Here is a 20,050-nt window from a genome sequence, read left to right as displayed (position 1 = left end):
GGTGACTTTTGCCGAGAGCGGGAAGCGTGGTGTATTAGTTTCTGGACGCACAACCTTCTGTGCGGCAGTAGGACAAGTACACTGCTATCCGAGCGATGGGCGAGGGATGCTTTCACCGCAGCACGGGATTTCGGCCACTGACCTCACACCGGACGCACTCAGAAATGCGGTCGCCGACCTGCTCGGCTGCGACGCCCGGGACCTGCGGGACACCGAGGACCTCGCCGAGCGCGGTATGGACTCGATCCGGACGATGACGCTGGCCGGCTGGCTGCGTCGGCGGGGGGTGCCGGTGACCTTCCCGGCGCTGGCGCAGGAGCCGACGATCGCCCGCTGGTCGGCACTGGCCGCCGCGCAGCTGCCGGAGCCGCGCAGCGGGCAGGCAGCTGATCGGACGGTGACGGAGCTGGATCCGCAGGCGCCCTTCGCGCTGACGCCGATGCAGCACGCCTACTGGATCGGGCGGCGCGAGGACCAGGTGCTCGGATCGGTCGGCTGCCACGCCTACTTCGAGTTCGACGGCGCGGACCTGGTGCCCGAGCGGCTCGAAGCCGCCGTACGCGCGGTGCTCGCCCGGCACGGCATGCTGCGGGCGCGGTTCCTGGACGACGGCACGCAGCAGATCATGCCGGAGGGTGGTTGGCCCGGCCTGCGGGTACACGATCTGCGCGACGCGGCCGAGCAGTTGAGGGCCGAGCGGCTGGCTGCCGTCCGGGACGCGCTCTCGCACCGCCGGTTGCGCGTGGAGCTGGGCGAGGTGCTGGACGTGCAGCTCTCGCTGCTCCCCGGTGCGGCCACCCGCGTCCACCTCGGCGTGGACCTGCTGGTCGCGGACGTCGAGAGCATCAGAATCCTGCTGGCCGACCTCGCCCGCGCCTACCAGTCTCCCGAACTCCCTTCAGCGGCATCAGAGTTCGAGTTCCCGCAGTATCTCGCCGACCAGTCGGTCCGGCGCGCCGAGGCCAGCCGGGAGGCGCAGTCATACTGGCAGGAGCGGCTCGCCGACCTCCCGGACGGGCCCGGCCTGCCGCTGGCCACCGACCCCGCCCGGATCGGCGCGCCGCGCTTCACCCGGCGGCGCTACCGCCTGGAGCCGGACGCCTGGCAGCGGTTCGGCCGCCGCGCGCGCCAGGGCGGCAGCACCCCGGCGATGGCGCTCGCCGCCGCGTACGCCGAGGTGCTCGGCGCGTTCAGCGAGAGCCCCCGATTCCTGCTCAGCCTGCCGCTGTTCAACCGCGACGCGGTCCACCCGGCCGTCCCCGGCATGGTCGCCGACTTCACCGACCTGCTGCTGCTCACCGTGGACGTCGGCGCCGAGTCCTCGTTCCTGGAGCGCGCCCGTGCGCTTCAGGCCGAGTTCAGGGCCTGCGCCGCGCACAGCGCGTACTCCGGCGTGGACGTGCTGCGCGACCTGGCCCGCGCGCAGGAGGCGCCCGGGGGCCAGCCGCGGCGCGCGCCCGTGGTGTTCGCCTGCACCCTGGGCAACGACCTGGTGGACGGCGAAGTCAGGGAGACCATCGGCGAGTTGGGCTGGATGATCTCGCAGACCCCGCAGGTCTGGCTGGACCACCAGGTGTACGAGTCGCACGGTGGCGTCGAGCTGTGCTGGGACGCGGTCGACGAGCTGTTCCCGGCCGGGCTGGTCGACGACATGTTCGCCTGCTACCGGGAGTTGATCGACCGCCTCGCCGCCGAGCAGTCCGTCTGGGACCGGCCGGTCCGCCCGGCCCTGCCGCCCCGCCAGCAGGCCGTCCGCGCGCGGGTCAACGCCACCGACGGGCCCCGCCCGGTCGTCCGCCTGCACCAGGGCTTCTTCGAACGCGCCGCGCAGCAGCCGGAGCGCCCCGCGCTGCTCTGGGGCTTCGAAGGCGAGGACTCGGCGATGACGTACGCCGAGCTGGCCCAGCGTGCGCTCGGTGTGGCCGGCGCGCTGCGCGCCCGCGGTCTGCGGGCGGCCGAGCCGGTGGCCGTCTCGATCGCCCGGGGGCCCGAGCAGATCGCGGCGGTGCTCGGCGTGCTCGCCGCCGGCGGCAGCTACGTCCCCGTGGGCGTCGACCAGCCGGCCCGGCGGCGGCAGCGGATCCTGGAGCGGGCCGGCGTCCGGCTGCTGCTGACCCACGGGCCCGCCCCCGCCGACCTCCCCGCGACGGTGTCGGCGCTGGACGTCGCGACGGCCTGCGCGCACCCGCCGCTCGCGGAACCCGTCCCGGTACCGGCCGAGGCGCCCGCCTACGTGATCTTCACCTCGGGCACCACCGGCGAGCCGAAGGGCGTCGCGGTCGCCCACGGCGCGGCCGTCAACACCATCGTGGACCTCAACGAGCGCTTCGCAGTCGGCCCCGAGGACCGGGTGCTCGCCGTCTCCGCGCTCGACTTCGACCTGTCGGTCTACGACATCTTCGGTCTGCTCTCCGCCGGTGGCACGCTGGTCCTGCCGCACGAGAGCGAGCGGCGCGACCCCCGGGCCTGGGCCGAGCTGATCGGCCGGCACGGGGTCACCGTGTGGAACTCGGTGCCGGTTCTGCTCGACATGCTGCTCACCACGGCCTCCCTGCGGCTGGACGGGCTGCGGCTCGCGCTGGCGTCGGGCGACTGGATCGGCCTCGACCTGCCCGGACGGCTGGCCGAACGGACCCGGGGGGCCTGCCGGTTCGTCGCGCTGGGCGGCGCGACCGAGGCGTCGATCTGGTCGAACCTCTTCGAGGTGACGGACGTCCCGGCGACCTGGACGTCCGTCCCGTACGGGTTCCCCCTGCGCAACCAGCGGTTCCGGGTGGTCGGGCCGGGCGGCCTGGACCGCCCCGACTGGGTGGCCGGTGAGCTGTGGATCGGCGGTGCCGGGGTGGCGCTCGGGTACCTCGGCGACCCCGGGCTCACGGCGGAGCGGTTCGTGCCGCACGAGGGCGGCCGCTGGTACCGGACGGGTGACCGCGGGCGCTACTGGCCGGACGGCACCCTGGAGTTCCTGGGCCGGATCGACCGGCAGGTCAAGATCCGCGGCGTGCGCACCGAGCTGGGCGAGATCGAGGCCGCCCTCCAGGCGCACCCGGCGGTCGGCCGCTGCACGGTCGCCGCGGTCGGCGACGGCCGGGCCAAGCGGCTGGTGGCGGTGGCGACACCGGTGGCCGGCCGCTCGGCCCTCCCGGCGGCACCTCCCCTGCCGGGCCCGCGTGCCGAATTCGAGCACGCGGAGGCGGACCCCGAGGCGCGCGTGGTCGAGTACGTCCTCACCCGGCTCGCCGCCGGTGAGGCGGGCATCACCGGCACGTCCGCGCCGCTCGCCGAGCTGGCCCGGCGCTGGGGGGCGCCGCCCGAGTGGCAGCCGCTGCTGAGCCTCTGGTTCGACTGGCTCGCCGCGCGCGGTGTGCTCACCGCCGACCGGGACGGCTACGCCGCCGGTCCGCGACTGCCCGCTGTCTGCCGACCTGCCTCCAGTGCTCCTCCGGTCGACGGGCAACTCGCTGTGGTGGCAGCACGGTTGGCCGAACGGATCGATGACCTGGCCGCCGTGGTACGCGGCGATCTCGACCCGCTGACGCTGCTGGACGACCCGGTGCTCGCCCCCGAAGCGCTCGCCGCCCACTCCCCCGGCGCGGATCGCGCGGCGGCCGCGCTGATCGCCGAACTGCCGGGTACGACCAAACCGTTGGAGATCGCCGTGCTCGGCGCCGGCGGCGGCCGCCTGGCCCGGCTGCTGGCCGCCGCACACGCCCGGCACCGGTACACCCTGCTGGACGAGTCCGGCACCCGGCTCAGCGCGGCTGAGGAACAACTGGCCGACTTGTCCGGCCAGTTCACCTATCGGCAGCTGACGGGCCGACTCGTCCCGGCCGAACTACTGGGCCGTTTCGACGTCGTGGTGGCCGACAACGCGCTGCACACCTACGCCGACCCGGCCGACGGCGCGGAGCTCAGCGCGCTGCTACTGGCGCCCGACGGCCTGCTGCTGGCGCTGGAGCGGACCGAACTCCCGCCGCTCGCCCTGATCGCCGCCGCCCTGCCCACCCTCGGCTTCACCCGGCTCGACCCCGTCCGCCGGCAGCGGCGCACCGCGCTGCTCCCGGTCGCGGAGTGGCACCAGGTGCTGGCGGCGGCCGGCCTCCGCCCGTCATCGGCCGCCCCGGACGAGGGGCACGTGCTGCTGCGGGCCGCCAAGGCCCCGGAAGCCGGGCTGCCGGACGAGGCCGCGCTGCGCGACTGGCTGGCCGTCCGGCTGCCGGCCGCGATGATCCCCGACCAGCTGTTCGGCGCGGCCGCGCTGCCGCTCACCGCCAACGGCAAGGTGGACCGCTCGGCGCTGGAGCGCCTGCTCCCCGCCGCCGCACCCGCCGGGTCCGCCGCACTCGCCGTCGGCGACCCGCCGTGCGGGCCGGTGGAGAGCGCGCTCGCCGCCGTCTGGTGCGAGGTGCTGGGCGTCACGCGGGTCGGCCGCGACCAGAGCTTCTTCGCGCTGGGCGGCGACTCGCTGCTGGCCACCCGGCTGGTGAGCCGGCTGCGCGCCGCCGGGCTGGCCGTGGAGCTGTCCGCGGTGTTCGCCTCCCCCGTCCTGAAGGATCTCGCCGCGGGCGTCACCAGGACCGCGCCGGACGCGCCGGGCACCGCCGTCGTCGCCGATCCCGCGCACCGCCACGACCCCTTCCCGCCCACCGACGTGCAGCGCGCCTACTGGACCGGCCGCGCCGCCGGGCTGCCGCTGGGCGGCGTTGGCGCGCACTACTACCTGGAGTTCGACGGTCCCGGGCTCGACCTGGGCCGCCTCGAAGCGGCCTGGAACCAGCTGATCGCCCGCCACGAGATGCTGCGGGCCGTCTTCGACGAGCACGGTGACCAGCGCATCCTGGCCGAGGTCCCGACGGTGGCGATCCCGGTCGAGCGGGCGGCGGCCGGGAGCGCCGAACAGGCGCTCGCCGCGTTCCGCGCGGCCATGTCGCACCAGGTCCGCGACCCGGCCCGGTGGCCGCTGCTCGACCTGCGCGCACTGGAATACGGGCAGGACGGCGAGCAGCGCACCCGGCTGGGGGTGAGCCTGGAGAACATCGTGCTGGACGGCCGCAGCATGATGATCGTGCTCAACGAGCTGGACCGGCTCTACCGCGATCCGCAGGCCCAACTCCCGCCGGTCGACGGCCTGTCGTTCCGCGACTACCTGCTCCAGGCCACGCCGTCCGCCGAGGCCTCCGAGGCCGCCCGGCGGTACTGGACGCACCGGCTGGCCGATCTGCCGCCGGCGCCCCAACTGCCTCTCGCCGCCCACCCGTCGGAGGTCTCCGCGCCGCAATTCGTGCGCCGCTCGGGGCTGCTGGAGGCCGACCGCTGGCAGGCCGTCACCGACCGGGCCCGGGCGTACGGGCTGACACCGTCGGCCGTGCTGCTGGCCGGGTACGCCGAGGTGCTCGGGCGGTGGAGTGCGCACCCCGAACTCACGGTCAACCTCACGCTGTTCGACCGGCAGGAGGTTGATCCGGCCGTCGACGACGTGGTGGGCGACTTCACCTCGCTGCTGCTCGTCGCCTACCGGCCCTCACCCGGCGCCGGGTTCCTCGACCGGGCCCGCGCCCTCCAGCAGCGCCTGGGAGAGGACCTGAGCCACCGCGCCTGGTCGGCCGTCCGGGTGGCGCGCGAGCTGGCCCGCTCGGCGGGCAGCGCGGAGCGGGCGATGCCGGTGGTCTTCACCAGCGCGCTGGGCACCCCGCACGACCTCTCGCTCGACCTCGCCGACTGGCTGCTGCCCCGGGTCTGGGGCATCTCGCAGACCCCGCAGACCTGGCTCGACAACCAGGTCTACGACTCGGCGCGGGGCCTGCACTACGACTGGGACGCGGTGGAACAGCTGTTCCCCGCCGGGCTGTTGGACGCCATGTTCGACGCGTACGGACGCCTGCTGGACTGGCTCGCCGCCTCGGACTGGGACGCGCCCGTCCCCGACCTGCTGCCCGAAGAGCAGCGCGCCGTCCGGGCCCGCGTCAACGCGACGGCCGGGCCGCTGCCGAGCGGCACGCTGCACGAGTCCTTCTTCGCCCGCGCCGAGCGGGAGCCGGAGCGCACGGCCTGCGTCTGGGACGGCGGCAGCCTCGGGTACGGCGAACTGGCGCTGCGGGCACGGCGGGTGGGCGCGCTGCTGGCCGCGAACGGCGTCCGGCCGGGCGGCGCGGTGGCCGTCCACCTTCCCAAGGGCCCGGACCAGATCGCGGCCGTTCTCGGCGTGTTGGCCGCCGGTGCGGCGTACGTGCCGGTCGGGGTGGACCAGCCCGCCGCGCGACGGGAGCGGCTGTACGGAGGGGCCGGGGTCGACTGCGTGCTGACCACGGCGGCGCCGGACGAACGGGCTCCCGACGGGGTCGCCGTGCTGTCCTTCGCGGACCACGAGCGGTACGAGCCGTTGGCTGCGCCGGTGATGGTGGCCGGCGACGCCCTCGCCTACGTCATCTTCACCTCCGGCTCCACCGGCGAGCCCAAGGGCGTCGAGATCACCCACCACGCCGCCCTCAACACCGTCCACGACATCAACCACCGCTACGACGTCGGCCCCGACGACCGCCTGCTGGCCCTCTCCGCCCTCGACTTCGACCTCTCCGTCTACGACATCTTCGGCACCCTCACCACCGGCGCCACCCTCGTCCTCCCCCACGAGAACGACCGACGCAACCCCGAAGCCTGGCTCACCCTCATCAACCACCACCACGTCACGCTCTGGAACAGCGTCCCCACCCTGCTCGACATGCTCCTCACCGCCACCCCGTCCGCTGAATCGAGCACCCACCTCCGCCTCGCCCTCGTCTCCGGCGACTGGGTCCCACTCGACCTCCAGCCCCGCCTCACCACCCACCACCCGAACTGCCGCCTCATCGCCCTCGGCGGCGCCACCGAAGCCTCCATCTGGTCCAACGCCCACGAGGTCCGCGACGTAGACCCCGCCTGGACCTCCATCCCCTACGGCAACCCCCTCACCAACCAACACCACCACACCACCAGCCCCCACGGCCACCAGACCCCCGACTGGGTCCCCGGCGAACTCTGGATCGCCGGCACCGGACTCGCCACCGGCTATCGCAACGACCCCACCCGCACCACCGAGAAGTTCATCCAGCACGACGGCACCCGCTACTACCGCACCGGCGACCTCGCCCGCTACCACCCCGACGGCACCCTCGAATTCCTCGGCCGCACCGACCACCAACTCAAGATCAACGGCCACCGCCTCGAACCCGGCGAGATCGAAGCCACCCTGGCGAGCCACCCGGGCGTGCGCCGAGCGGTGGTGACCGTCGACGACAGCGGTGCGCGGCGGCAGTTGGTGGCGCACACCGTGCCCGACACCGGCCACCAGGTCACCCCGGAGGCCCTGCGCGCCTTCCTCGCCGAGCGGTTGCCCCGGCACGCGGTGCCAAGCCTCATCGCGCCCTGGGACGAACTGCCGCTGACCGCCAACGGCAAGGTCGACCGGGCCGCCCTCGCCGCCCGCACCCCGGAGCCCGCAGCCGGACCGTCCGGCGGCCAACCGCCGCAGACGCCAGCCGAGTTGCTGGTGAGCGCCGTGTGGGCCGAGGTGCTGGGCGTACCCGCACCCTCGTGCGACGGCAACTTCTTCACGCTGGGCGGCGATTCGCTGCTCGCCACCAAGGTGGTGACCCGGCTGCGCGCGGCCGGCGTCGCGGGGGCCGCGATCAGCGCGCTGTTCACCGCGCCCCTGCTCGCCGAATTCGCCGCGACACTCAGTCCGGAGAGCGCGCCGCCGGCCGACCTCCGGCCCGCCGGTATCTCCGCCGATTCGGTGGCACGCCACCAGCCCTTCCCGCCGACCGAGTTGCAGCGCGCCTACTGGGTCGGGCGGTCCTCGGCCTTCACCCTCGGCGGCGTCGGGTCGTACTACTACTGCGAGTTCGAGGAGAGCGACCTCGACCTGGTCCGGCTCGAAGCGGCCTGGAACCGGCTGATCGCCCGGCACGAGATGCTGCGCGCGGTCTTCGACGAGGACGGCAGCCAGCGGATCCTGGCCGAGGTTCCCCCGCTCACCATCCCCATCACCACCGAACCCGCCGCGATGCGCGAGGAGATGTCCCACCAGATCCTCGACCCGTCGCGCTGGCCGCTCTTCGACGTCCGCGCCGTCCGGCACGGCGACGGCCGCACCCGGATCGGCATCGGCCTCGACTACCTGCTGGTCGACGGGCTGAGCATGATGATCCTGTTCTCCGAACTCGATCAGCTCTACCGCGACCCCGACGCCCAACTCCCGCCGATCGGCGTATCGTTCCGCGACTACGCCTGTCAGGTCGCGCCGGATCCGGGCGAACTCGACCGCTCGTCGGCCTACTGGCGCCGGCGCATCCCGCAGCTTCCGCCGCCACCGGCGCTGCCGCTCGCCACCGACCCCACCGCCGTCGCCCGGCCGCGCTTCACCCGCCGGGAGAGCTGGCTCGCTCCCGAGCGCTGGCAGTTGTTGCAGGACCGCGCCCGGCAGTACGGCTTCACTCCCTCCGCCGTGCTGCTCGCCTGCTACGCGGAGGTGCTCGGCAAGTGGAGCACCGATCCCGAACTGACCGTGGCGCTCACCCTGTTCGACCGCCGCGACGTACACGCCGACATCGAGCGCGTCCTCGGCGACTTCACCTCCCTGCTGCCAGTGGCCCACCACCCCGCGCCGGACGAGTCGTTCGAGGCCAGGGTCCGGCGGTTGCAGGACCGGCTGTGGCACGACCTCGACCACCGCGGCGCGCCCGTCCTCGGACTCCTGCGCGAGAGCGCGGGGCCCGCCGCCGCGACCGAGGCGACCCTGCCCGTGGTCTTCACCAGCGCCCTCGGGGTGGCCGACGCGCTCAGCGACGGTCTGCGCCGACCGGTGTGGAGCGTGTCGCAGACGCCGCAGGTCTGGTTGGACGAGCAGGTGATGGTCCGCGACGGCGGCCTGCTGATCACCTGGGACGCGGTGGAGGAGCTCTTCCCCACCGGACTGCTCGACGCGATGTTCGCCGCCCACGGCGACCTGCTCGACTGGGCCTGCCGGACGGACTGGTCCGCGCCGACCCCGGCGCTGCTCCCCGCGGCGCAGCGCGCGGTCCGCGACGCCGTCAACGCGACGGCCGGCCCGCTGCCGACCGGGACGCTGCACGGGGGCTTCTTCGCGCGGGCGGCCGCAGACCCCGACCGCTGCGCCCTGCGCTGGGGCTCGGATAGCCTTCTGACGTACGGCCAGTTGACGTACGGCCAGCTGGCCGAGCGCGCGCTGCGGATCGCCGCGCTGCTGCGGGCGCGGGACGTGCAGCCGGCCGAGCCGGTGGCGGTGACGCTGCCGAAGGGGCCCGACCAGATCGCCGCCGTGCTGGGGGTGCTCGCCGCAGGTGGCGCCTACCTGCCGATCGGGCCGGACCAGCCGAGCAGCCGGCGCGCCCGGATGCTGGCGACCGGAGGCGTCCGGCTCACCCTCGCGCAGGCCGAGATCGCCGCCGCGGACGGGTACGAGCCGTTGGCTGCGCCGGTGCCGGTGGCCGGCGACGCGCTCGCCTACGTCATCTTCACCTCAGGCTCCACGGGCGAGCCCAAGGGCGTCGAAATCACCCACCACGCCGCCCTCAACACCATCCACGACATCAACCACCGCTACGACGTCGGCCCCGACGACCGCCTGCTGGCCCTCTCCGCCCTCGACTTCGACCTCTCCGTCTACGACATCTTCGGCACCCTCACCACCGGCGCCACCCTCGTCCTCCCCCACGAGAACGACCGACGCAACCCCGAAGCCTGGCTCACCCTCATCAACCACCACCACGTCACGCTCTGGAACAGCGTCCCGATGCTCCTGGACATGCTCCTCACCGCAGCCGAGCCCGCGCAGCTCCCGGACTCCCTGCGCCTGGCCCTCGTCTCCGGCGACTGGGTCGGCCTCGACCTCCACCCCCGCCTCACCACCCACCTCCCCCACTGCCGCCTGACCGCCCTGGGCGGCGCCACCGAAGCCTCCATCTGGTCCAACCACCACGACATCACCCAGGTACCAGCCCACTGGACCTCGATCCCCTACGGCCGCCCGCTGCGCAACCAACACCACCGCACCGTCAACCCCCACGGCCACGACACCCCCGACTGGGTCCCCGGCGAACTCTGGATCGGCGGTCTCGGCCTGGCCGACGGCTACCGGGGAGATCCGAACCGAACCACCGAGAAGTTCGTCCAGCACGACGGCACCCGCTGGTACCGCACCGGCGACCTCGCCCGCTACCACCCCGACGGCACCCTCGAATTCCTCGGCCGCACCGACCACCAACTCAAGATCAACGGCCACCGCCTCGAACCCGGCGAGACCGAGGCGGCCCTCACGGCCCATCCCGACGTACGACAGGCCGTCGTCGTCCCCGTCGGCGAACGCGGCGCCTACCGCCTGCACGCCTTCGTCACCGCCGACGCCCCCGGCCCGCATCCGGCCGCGCTCCAGGAGTTCCTGGTCGACCGGCTGCCGCCGTACGCCCGGCCCACCAGCATCACCCTGCTCGACGCGCTCCCGCTGACCGGCAACGGCAAGGTCGACCGCACGGCACTCAAACCCCTGGCAGACACCGGGAGTTCGCTCACCGGCGAGGCCCCGCGCGGCCCGGTCGAGACGGCGCTGGCCGAGCTGTGGGGTGAGCTGCTCGGCACGGCCGCTGTCGCGCGCGACGCCACCTTCTTCGCCCTGGGCGGCGACAGCCTGCAGGCGACGCGCCTGGTCCAACGGCTGCGCGACCGCTTCAGCTGCGAGATCTCCCTGCGCCAGCTACTCGGCGCGCCCACCATCGCCGGGCTCGCCACGCTCATCGGGCCCCAATTCCTCGGCATCGAGGACGAAGACACGGAGGACGGTTCACTGTGACGGTCAGCGAACTCATCGGTGAACTCATCGGTGAACTTGAGAACATCGGCGTCCGGCTGTGGGAGGAGGACGGCGTCCTGCGCTACCGCGCCCCCCGGCACGTGATGACCGAGGAGCGACTCGCCCGGCTGCGGCAGCACAAGCCCGCCGTGCTCGCGGAGTTGCGGCGCAGCGCGGCCGGCCCGCGGCTGACGCCCGACCCGGCGGCGAGGTACGAGCCGTTCCCGCTCACCGACGTCCAGTCCTCGTACCTGCTGGGCCGCAGCAGCGCCTACGAGTTCGGCGGTGTCGGCTGCCAGGCGTATCTGGAGGTCCGGTTCCCGGCCTTCGATCCGGCGCTGGTGGCCGACGCCTGGCAGCAGTTGACGGATCGTCATGACGCGCTGCGGACGATCGTGCACCCGGACGGCTACCAGCAGGTGCTGGCCGAGGTTCCCGAGCAGCACGTCCCGGTCACCGACGCGTGCTTCGTCTCGGCGGCCGAAGAGCAGCAGGCGATCGAGAGCGCCCGGGCCGAGCTGTCCGCCCGCGACTTCCGCCCCGAGCAGTGGCCGCTGCACGAGCTGCGGGTCACCCGGACGGCGCTGCACGTCGTCGTCCACCTCGCGATCGACCTGCTGATCTGCGACTACGCCAGTGTCCAGCTGCTGCTGGGCGAGTTGGAGCAGCTCTGCCTGCGGCCCACCTCGCCGCTGCCCCCGCTGGAGATCGGCTACCGGGACTACCTCGCGGCCGAACGGCAGCTGCGCGACGGCAGGTTGGAGCAGGACCGCGCCTACTGGTGGAGCCGCCTGGACGAGGACGGGCCCGCGGGCGACACCAGGTCGCTGGCCCCCGCACCCGCCCTGCCGCGCGCCGCGCGGGTGCCCGCCGGTACGGCTGCGCGCTTCGAGCGCTTGCAGGCCCGACTGCCCGCCGACGCCTGGCAGCAGCTGCGCGCTCGGGCGGCCGCGCACGGGGTGACCCCGACCGTCGCGCTGCTCACCGCTTACGCGGAGGTGGTCGGCCGCTGGAGCGCCCGGCCCGTCCTCACGTTGGATCTGCCGATGTTCAACCGGCTGCCGCTGCACCCCGAAGTCGGCCGACTGGTGGGCGACTTCACCTCGGTCGAGCTGCTGACCCTGGACACCTCGGCGGGCGGGTCGTTCGCGTCCCGCGCGGCGGCCGCCCAGGCTCAGCTGTGGCAGGACCTCGACCACCAGGCCTGCTCCGGAGTCGAGATCCTGCGCGAGCTCGGTCGCCGGCGGGGCCAGGACGCCGCGCTGATGCCGGTGGTCTTCACCAGCACGGTGGGCGTCGGGGGCGAGGACTCCCCAACCCGGCTGCGCGAGGGCGAGATCGTCCTCGGTCACAGCCGCACCCCGCACGTGTGGATCGACTGCCAGGTCATGGAGCACCACGACTCCCTGCTGCTCGGCTGGGACGTCCGGCGGGATGTCCTCCCCGACGGACTGGCCGAGGACGCCTTCGCCGCCTTCGAGGCGGCCGTGCGGCGGCTGGCATCCTGTGACCAGGCGTGGGAACTCCCGTCGGTCGTCGAGCTGCCCGCCCCCCAGCGCGAGCGCCGCACCCAGGTCAACCGGACCGCTCGGCCACTGCCGGACGGACTGCTGCACGCCGGCGTGGTGGCCCAGGCACGCGCCACCCCAGACCGGACGGCCGTGATCGCGGGCGCCACCGAACTGACCTACCGTCAACTTCTGGCGCGTGCCGCTGCGGTGGCCGAGGAGCTGGCCGCCGACGGCGACCCGGCGGGCCGGGTGGTCGCCGTGCTGATGGACAAGGGCTGGGAGCAGGTGGTCGCCGTGCTCGGCACGCTGCTCGCCGGCGCCGCCTATCTGCCGGTCGACACCGACCAGCCGGCGGCCCGCCGGGACACGCTGCTCGCCGACGCCGGGGTCGCCACGGTACTCGTCCAGCCTTGGTGCGCGGCCGAGTTGCCGGGCCTGCGGGTGCTGACCGTCGACGGGACGACCGAGTCGCAGTCGCCGGTGCGGGAGCCGCTGCGCGACGCCGCGCCGGACGACCTCGCCTACGTGATCTACACCTCGGGCTCGACCGGCACGCCCAAGGGGGTGATGATCAGCCACCGCGCCGCACTGAACACCGTCAGCGACGTCAACGACCGCTTCGCGGTGGGCCCGGACGACCGCGTGCTCGGCCTCGCCGCCCTGGGCTTCGACCTCTCGGTCTACGACGTCTTCGGCCCGCTGGCCCGCGGCGGCGCGCTGGTGCTGCCCGACCCGCAGCGCCGCGCCGACCCCGCGCACTGGGCCGAGCTGATCGCCCGGCACCGGATCACCCTGTGGAACTCCGTCCCCGCCCAACTCCAGATGCTGGACAGCTACTTGGGTACCGACGGCGCCGACCCGGCCTCGCTGCGGCTGGCGCTGCTCTCCGGCGACTGGATCCCCGTCCCGCTGGCCGAGCGGATCGGCCGACGGCTGCCGCAGTGCGAGCTGGTCAGCCTCGGCGGCGCGACCGAGGCGGCGATCTGGTCGATCATCCACGCCATCGATCCCACCGCCGGCACGGCAAGCGTCCCGTACGGCACGCCGCTGGCCAACCAGGGCTGGCACGTGCTCGACGCCGACCTGCACGACCGCCCGGACCTGGTGCCGGGCGAGCTGTACATCACCGGCGCCGGCCTGGCCCTCGGCTACCTGGGGGACGCCACCCGGACCGCCGAGCGCTTCCGCACCCACCCGCGCAGCGGCGAGCGGATGTACCGCACCGGCGACCTCGGGCGCTACCTGCCGGACGGCGCCATCGAGTTGCTCGGCCGGATCGACGACCAGGTGAAGATCCGCGGGCACCGGGTGGAGCCGGCCGAGCTCGCCGCGGCCGTCGAGGCCCATCCGGCGGTGGCGTCGGCGGTGGCGCTGGTGTCCGACGACGAGCCGGCCCAGCGGCGGCTGGCGGCCTTCGCGACCACCCGGCCCGGCCAGCCGATGAGCTACGCCGGGACAGCTGTCGCCGCAGCCGAGGCCGCCGGTGCCGAGGTCGGCGCCGAGGTCGACCGCGAGCTGCTCGGCGAGTTCCTCGCCCTGGCCGACGAGGTCGCGCTGACCGCGATCGCCCGCACGCTGCGCACCGCCGGGCTGTTCGCCACACCCGAGAGCGCGCACACCGCGCAGCAGGTCGCGGACGGGCTCGGCGCGCACGCCCGGCACGCCCGAGCCGTCCGCCGCTGGCTGCGCGCGCTCACCCGGGCGGGCCGGCTGCGGCACGACCCGACCACCGGCCGGTACCGCGGACTGCCCGCCACCGATCCGGTGGACCCGGAGCAGGGTTGGCGGCGCGTCGAGCAGCTGGGCCGCCAACTGGACTACGGCGCCGACCTGCTGCGCCTGGTGCGGACCAGCAGCGAGCACCTCGCCGAGCTGCTGCGCGGCGAGGAGGACCCGCTGGAGCTGCTCTTCCCGCAGGGCAACCTCGACGTGGCCGAGGCCGCCTACCGCGACAACCTGGTCAGCCGCGCGCTGAACCGGGTCGCCGTCGCCGGGCTGCGCGAACTGGCCGCCGCGCGCACCCACCCCGGTCCGCTGCGGATCCTGGAGGTCGGCGCCGGCGTCGGTGGGACCAGCATCGACCTGATCCCGGCGCTGGCCGGGTTCGAGGTGGACTACCTCTTCACCGACATCTCGAAGTTCTTCCTCGGCGAGGCCCGCAAGCGCTTCGCCGCGTACCCGTGGGTGCGCTACGGCCTCTTCGACGTCAACGCGGACGCCTGCGAACAGGGCCTGACAGCAAACAGTTTCGACGTGATCCTCTGCGCCAACGTCCTGCACAACGCCAAGGACGCCGCGGTGGCGTTGCACCGGCTGCGCGAACTGCTGGCGCCGGGCGGCTGGTTGGTCTTCATGGAGGCCACCGTCGAGCGCCATCCGCTGCTGGTCTCGATGGAGTTCGTCGACGGGCTGAGCGGCGGCTTCAGCGACCTGCGCGAGGCCGCCGACCAGACCTTCCTGACCCACGCGCAGTGGACGGACCTGCTGGCCGCCGCCGGCGCCGACGTCCGGCTCTGCTTCCCGCCCGCCGACGACGTCCTCGCGCAGGCCGGGCAGCAGATCTTCTTCTCCCAGCTGAAGACCGACCGGGTCCGGCTGACCCGCGAGGAGCTGACCGGCCATCTGGCCGAGCGGCTGCCCGAACACATGCTGCCGGCGCACCTGGAGATCCTGGACGAGCTGCCGCTGACGCCCAACGGCAAGATCGACCGGTCCGCCCTGCGCCGGCGGATCCCCGCACCGGGCGGCGAACCCGGCACCGGGACCGCGCCGGCGGCCGAGCCCGCCGACGATCTCGAACGGCGGCTCGCCGCGCTCTGGGCCGAGGTACTGCAGTGCCCGCGGGTCAGCCGGGAGGACGACTTCTTCCGGCTCGGCGGGGACTCCCTGCTGGTGGCCCGGCTGGTCGGGCGTCTGCGGGAGGACGAGCCGGCGGCGGCCGGGATCGAGTGGGAGCACCTGCTGCGCCAGATGCTCCAGCGGCCGACGGTGGCCGCGCTCGCGGGCTTCCTGCGTGGCGCCGCTGCCCCCGAAGCCCCGCAGGCCGACGGTCCCAGCACGCCGACCCTGCTGGTCGCGGGCCCGGCCGACGGCCCGACCACCGTGCTGGTGCACGACGGCAGCGGCACCCTGCTGCCGTACCAGGCCCTGCTGGAGGAGTACCGCAGCCGGCCGGCCTCCGGCTCGGTGGTCGGCCTGGAGGCCGGCTCGGCGACCCGCTACCTCGACACCGACCCCGCCCTGCTGATCAACCGGCTGGGCGGGGAGTACGCGCGGCAGCTGCTGGCCGGCGGCGAGCGGCGCTTCGAGGTGGTCGGCTACTGCATGGGCGGGCTGATCGCCACCGAGGTGGCCCGGGCGCTGGCCGAGGGCGGGGCCGAGGTCGCGAGCCTGACCGTGATCAGCTGCTACCGCCCCTCGTTCGAGGTGCACGAGGAGCTGCTCGCCGAGTACACCTTCGCCCTCTCGCTGGGCGTCGACCCGGCGTCGGTGGGCTTCCCGGCGGACCCTGCGGCGCTCGGGCAGGCGATCGAGGCCGTGCTCGCGACCACCCCCGGGCGCCTGGACGCCGGACGGCTCGCCGCGCTGGACGGTGAGCACGCCAAGGTGGGCACGGCCTTCGCCGCGCTGGCCGAGCGCAGCGCCGAGGAGCGTCTCGCGGCCCTGGCGCACGCTGCCGAGTTGCAGGGAGCGTCGCTCGACCGGGACCAACTCGCCCGGAACTACCGGATCTTCCGGCACAGCCTGTTCGCGGTCACCCGGCACCGGCCGGAACCCTACGTCGGCGACCTCACCTTCCTGTCGCACACCGGGACGTACAGCTTCGTCCCCGGCCTCCAGGAGGACATGAACGCCTACTGGCAGCGGATCTGCCTGGGCGAGCTGCGGGTGCACGAGATCGAGGGCGACCACTTCGCCTGCATCGCCGGACACCGGGCGGCGGCCGTGCGCGGCCTGCTCGGCGGAGCCGGCTCATGACGGGCGAAGGGACGGGCGAAGGGACGGGCACCGCGGTGGTCGGGGTGCTGGGCGGATCCGGCGTGGTGGGGCGGGACGCGGCGCTCGCGCTGCGCGAACTGGGCGTCGAGCGGCTGCGGTTGGGCGGTCGGCGGCTCGACGCGGTGGCCGCGGTGGCGGCCGGCCTGCCGGGCGGCACGGCGCAGGCGGTCGCGGTGGACCTGGACGACCGGGCGAGCCTCGCGGCCTTCTGCGCGGGCTGCGCGGTCGTGCTGAACTGCGCGGGCCCCTCGTACGAGGTGCGGGGGCGGGTCGCCCTGGCGGCGCTGGCCGCCGGGGCGCACTGCGTGGACGTCGCGGGCGACGACCCGGCTTACGAGGAACTGCGCGAGGTGGACCTGGCGGGCGCCGGGCGCAGCGTGGTGCTGTCGGCGGGCATGCTGCCGGGCCTGTCCGGGCTGCTGCCGCGCTGGCTGGCCTCCGAAGGCCAACACCCGGGAATCGGCGGGCGGTTGACGGTCTGGGCCGGCGGCCTGGAGCGGTGCAGCCGGACGGTGGCCGCCGACCTGCTGCTCTCCGTGGACGGCGACCGGTCCGGGGGCAACCCGTTCGGCGAGTCGCTGGCCGCCTGGCGCCACGGCCGCCGGGTCAGCCGGGCGCTCTGCGCCCGGGACGCCGCCGAGCTGCCGTACTTCCCCACCTCCGTCTCCCTCCAGCCGTATCTGAGCACCGAGGCCGAGCGGCTGGCCCGGGCGCTGGGCCTGGACGAGCTGGACTGGTTCAACGTGTTCCCGGGCCGCCGGGTCCGCGATCTGCTCGCGGCCCTGAGCGGTGGCCGGGAGCCGCTCGCCACCGCCGCCGACCGGCTGGTCCGGGCTGCCGAGTTGGACCTGACGGGACGCCGGCCGTACTTCCGGATGGTGTTCGCGCTGGAGTCCCCCGCCGGCGCCGCCACGGCTGTCCTCGGCACCCGCGACAGCTACCGGCTCACCGCCACCGTCGGCGCCCTCGCCGTGGCCGCCACGCTGGCCGGCGAGATCCCGGCCGGGCTGCACTTCGCGGCCGAGGTGCTGGACGCGGGCGAGAGTGTCCGCCGGATCGCCGCGGTCCCCGGCACCACGCTGGACGTCTCGCGCGGGCCGCTCGAACTGGCCGCCGCCGTGGGCGCCTTGTGAACGGGCGTCCGCTGCGCACGGTGGTCTGCGGCACGGTGTTCGGCACCTTCTACCTCCAGGCCCTGCAAACCGCCTCGCCCGACTTCGAGTTGGTCGGCGTGCTGGCCAACGACAGCCCGCGCTCACGCCGTTGCGCGGCCGAGTACGGCGTGCCGTACTACACCGGCGTCGAGCAGCTGCCGGACGACGTGGACGTGGCCTGCGTGGTGGTCCGCGCGGCGGTGGCGGGCGGCGCGGGCGGCGACTTGGCGCGGGCGCTGCTGGCCCGCGGCGTCCATGTGCTCCAGGAGCAGCCCGCCCATCCGGACGAGGTGGCCACCTGCCTGCGGGCGGCGCGCGCGCACGGCGTCCGGTACCAGCTCAACGCGTTCTATCCGCACGTCGAGCCGGTTCGCCGCTTCCTCGCCGCCGCGCAGGCCCTGCGGGCCCTGCGGACCTGCCGGTACGTGGACGCCGCGTGCGCGAGTCAGGTGCTGCTCCCGCTGCTCGACATCCTGGGCCGGGCGCTGGGCGGGCTCGGCCCGTGGGCGTTCACCGATCCGGCGCCCGTCGCCGAGGTCCGGGCCGCCACCGGCGCGCCGGTGACCTTCCGGCTGGTGCACGGCGCGGTCGCCGGGGTGCCGCTGACGCTGCGGGTGCAGAACCAGCTCGACCCGGGCGACCCCGACAACCACGCCCACCTGCTGCACACCGTCTCGCTGGGCACCGACGCGGGCACCCTCACGCTCGCCGACACGCACGGTCCGGTGCTCTGGAACCCCCGGCTGCACGTCGGTCGGCAGCAGGACGGCCGGCTCGCACTGGACGGCCCCGGCACCGAGCACCTGGACCAGCCGACCGGCTCACCGTTGGGCGCCGAGCAGCCGCGCTCGTTCCGGCGGACCTTCGCCGAGCTGTGGCCCGACGGCATCCGGCACGCGCTGGGCGAGCTGCGCACGGCGATCCTGGACGACGGCCCGGGGTCCTCGCGCGGCCAGTACGACCTGACGGTGAGCCGGATGTGGCTGGACCTGACCACCCGGCTCGGCCGGCCCGAGCTGATCGGCGGGGCGCAGTCCCCGCCCGTCCACCCCGCCGACCTGATGCAGGAGCTACCGGTATGACAAGTTTGCGCTGCTACCTGCCCCGGCCCGACGCCGCCGTACGGCTGGTCTGCTTCCCGCACGCGGGCAGCGGCGCCGGCGCCTTCCGCGGCTGGCCGGAGCTGCTGCCGCCGTGGATCGAGCTGCTGGCCGTGCAGTACCCCGGCCGGGAGGACCGCTTCACCGAGCCGCTGGTCACCGACCTGACCACGCTGGCCGAAGCCGTCCTCCCGGAGGTGGAGGCTCTGGGGCCGCCTGTCGCGCTCTTCGGCCACAGCATGGGCGCCGCCGTCGCCCACGAGGTGGCCCTGCGGCTGCCGCGCCCTGCTCACCTGATCGTCTCGGCGCGCGAGCCGGTCGAGCACGTGAGCGCCGGATCGGTGCACCTGGGCGGCGACGCGGCCCTGCGCGCCGAGCTCGACCGGCTCGGCGGCACCAGCCGACTGCTGTTCGAGGACGCCGAGTTGTGGCAGCTGATGGCCCCCGTCATCCGGGCCGACTACCAGCTGATCGAGACCTACCGCCCGCCGCTGGGCCGCCGACTCGACTGCCCGGTGACGGCGTTCGCCGCCCTGGAGGACACCGAGCTGACGCTCGACCAGGCCGGCGACTGGGCGCACGCCACCACCGGCGCCTTCACCCTGCGGACCTTTCCCGGCGACCACTTCTACCTGGTGCCGCAGCGGCGCCAGGTGGCCGCAGCCCTCGCCGAATGCCTGCTCCCCCTCACTCTCACGATGCCGGAGGCCTGTTCACCGTGATCGACTACTACTCCCCCACCGCCGAGTTCTACGACCTGGTCGGCGTCCAGCACTGGACGCAGAGCGACCCGCTGCTCGCCGCCGCCCTCGCCGGGACGGACACCGGCTTCGGCCCGGTGCTCGACCTCGGGGCCGGCACCGGGCGGGCGACCGCGGTGATCGGACGCGTGCTGCCCGAGGCCCGGATCCTGGCCGTCGAGCCGTCGCCCGGCATGCGGGCCGCGCTGACCAGCCGGGTGGTCCGCGACGAGGACCTGCGGCGCCGGGTGACCGTCCTCGCCGCCACCGCCCAGGAGATGGAACTCCCCGACCGGCTCTCGGCCGCGGTGATCTGCGGGGTGCTCGGCTACCTGGACCGGGCCGAGCGGGCCGAGCTATGGAGCCAGCTGCTCGACCGCCTGCCCGCCGGTGCGCCGGTCCTGGTGGAGCTGATGGCGGTCCGGGCCCCGCAGTCGGTCGCGCCGATGCGGATCGCCCGCCAGACGCTGGGCGAGCAGGACTACGAGGCCTGGCTGTCGGGCGAACCCTGCGGTCCGGACCGGATGCGCTGGGCCGCCACCTGGCGGGTGCTGCGCGGGAGCCGGGTGGTGCGCGAGGTGGACGTCACGCACGAGTGGTACACCTTCGGCATCGAGGACCTGGCCGCCGAGACGGGCCTGACGGCCAAGCAGATCACCCCCGAACTGGGCGTCCTGGTCCGCTGATGACGCACCGATGGGCT

6 protein-coding genes are annotated in these 20,050 nt (G+C 74.4%); all 6 read left to right on the top strand.

Annotated elements, in window-relative coordinates; translation table 11 throughout:
* The first annotated feature begins 106 nt into the window (after positions 1–106).
* From P3T37_RS03025 to P3T37_RS03000, 6 genes are read left to right on the top strand one after another with little or no spacing between them, the layout of a single operon-like run.
* Positions 107–10,843, top strand: a complete 10,737-nt coding sequence (locus P3T37_RS03025) for a non-ribosomal peptide synthetase (RefSeq protein WP_280721808.1) — start codon at positions 107–109, stop codon at positions 10,841–10,843.
* Positions 10,840–16,332: a non-ribosomal peptide synthetase gene (locus P3T37_RS03020; RefSeq protein ID WP_280721807.1), complete on the top strand. Its 5,493-nt coding sequence runs from the start codon at positions 10,840–10,842 to the stop codon at positions 16,330–16,332. Before P3T37_RS03025 ends, P3T37_RS03020 begins: the two co-directional genes overlap by 4 nt.
* The gene (locus tag P3T37_RS03015) at positions 16,329–17,486 is read left to right on the top strand and encodes a saccharopine dehydrogenase NADP-binding domain-containing protein (RefSeq protein ID WP_280721806.1); all 1,158 of its coding nucleotides are present in this window, start codon (positions 16,329–16,331) and stop codon (positions 17,484–17,486) included. Before P3T37_RS03020 ends, P3T37_RS03015 begins: the two co-directional genes overlap by 4 nt.
* On the top strand, positions 17,483–18,589 hold the full coding sequence (locus P3T37_RS03010; RefSeq protein WP_280721805.1) for a Gfo/Idh/MocA family oxidoreductase: 1,107 nt from the start codon (positions 17,483–17,485) through the stop codon (positions 18,587–18,589). The genes P3T37_RS03015 and P3T37_RS03010 overlap by 4 nt, the downstream gene beginning before the upstream one ends.
* Positions 18,586–19,329 carry an alpha/beta fold hydrolase gene (locus P3T37_RS03005; protein WP_280721804.1) on the top strand — a complete coding sequence of 248 codons (744 nt, stop codon included), beginning with the start codon at positions 18,586–18,588 and terminating at the stop codon, positions 19,327–19,329. The genes P3T37_RS03010 and P3T37_RS03005 overlap by 4 nt, the downstream gene beginning before the upstream one ends.
* Complete coding sequence (locus P3T37_RS03000) at positions 19,326–20,033, top strand: class I SAM-dependent methyltransferase (RefSeq protein WP_280721803.1); 708 nt, start codon at positions 19,326–19,328, stop codon at positions 20,031–20,033. The genes P3T37_RS03005 and P3T37_RS03000 overlap by 4 nt, the downstream gene beginning before the upstream one ends.
* Positions 20,034–20,050 lie beyond the last annotated feature (17 nt).

This window comes from Kitasatospora sp. MAA4 (genome assembly GCF_029893355.1).
Classification (GTDB): domain Bacteria; phylum Actinomycetota; class Actinomycetes; order Streptomycetales; family Streptomycetaceae; genus Kitasatospora.
The sequence above is the reverse complement of the archived record's forward strand: the minus strand, read 5'-3'. Positions and strand labels throughout refer to the sequence as shown.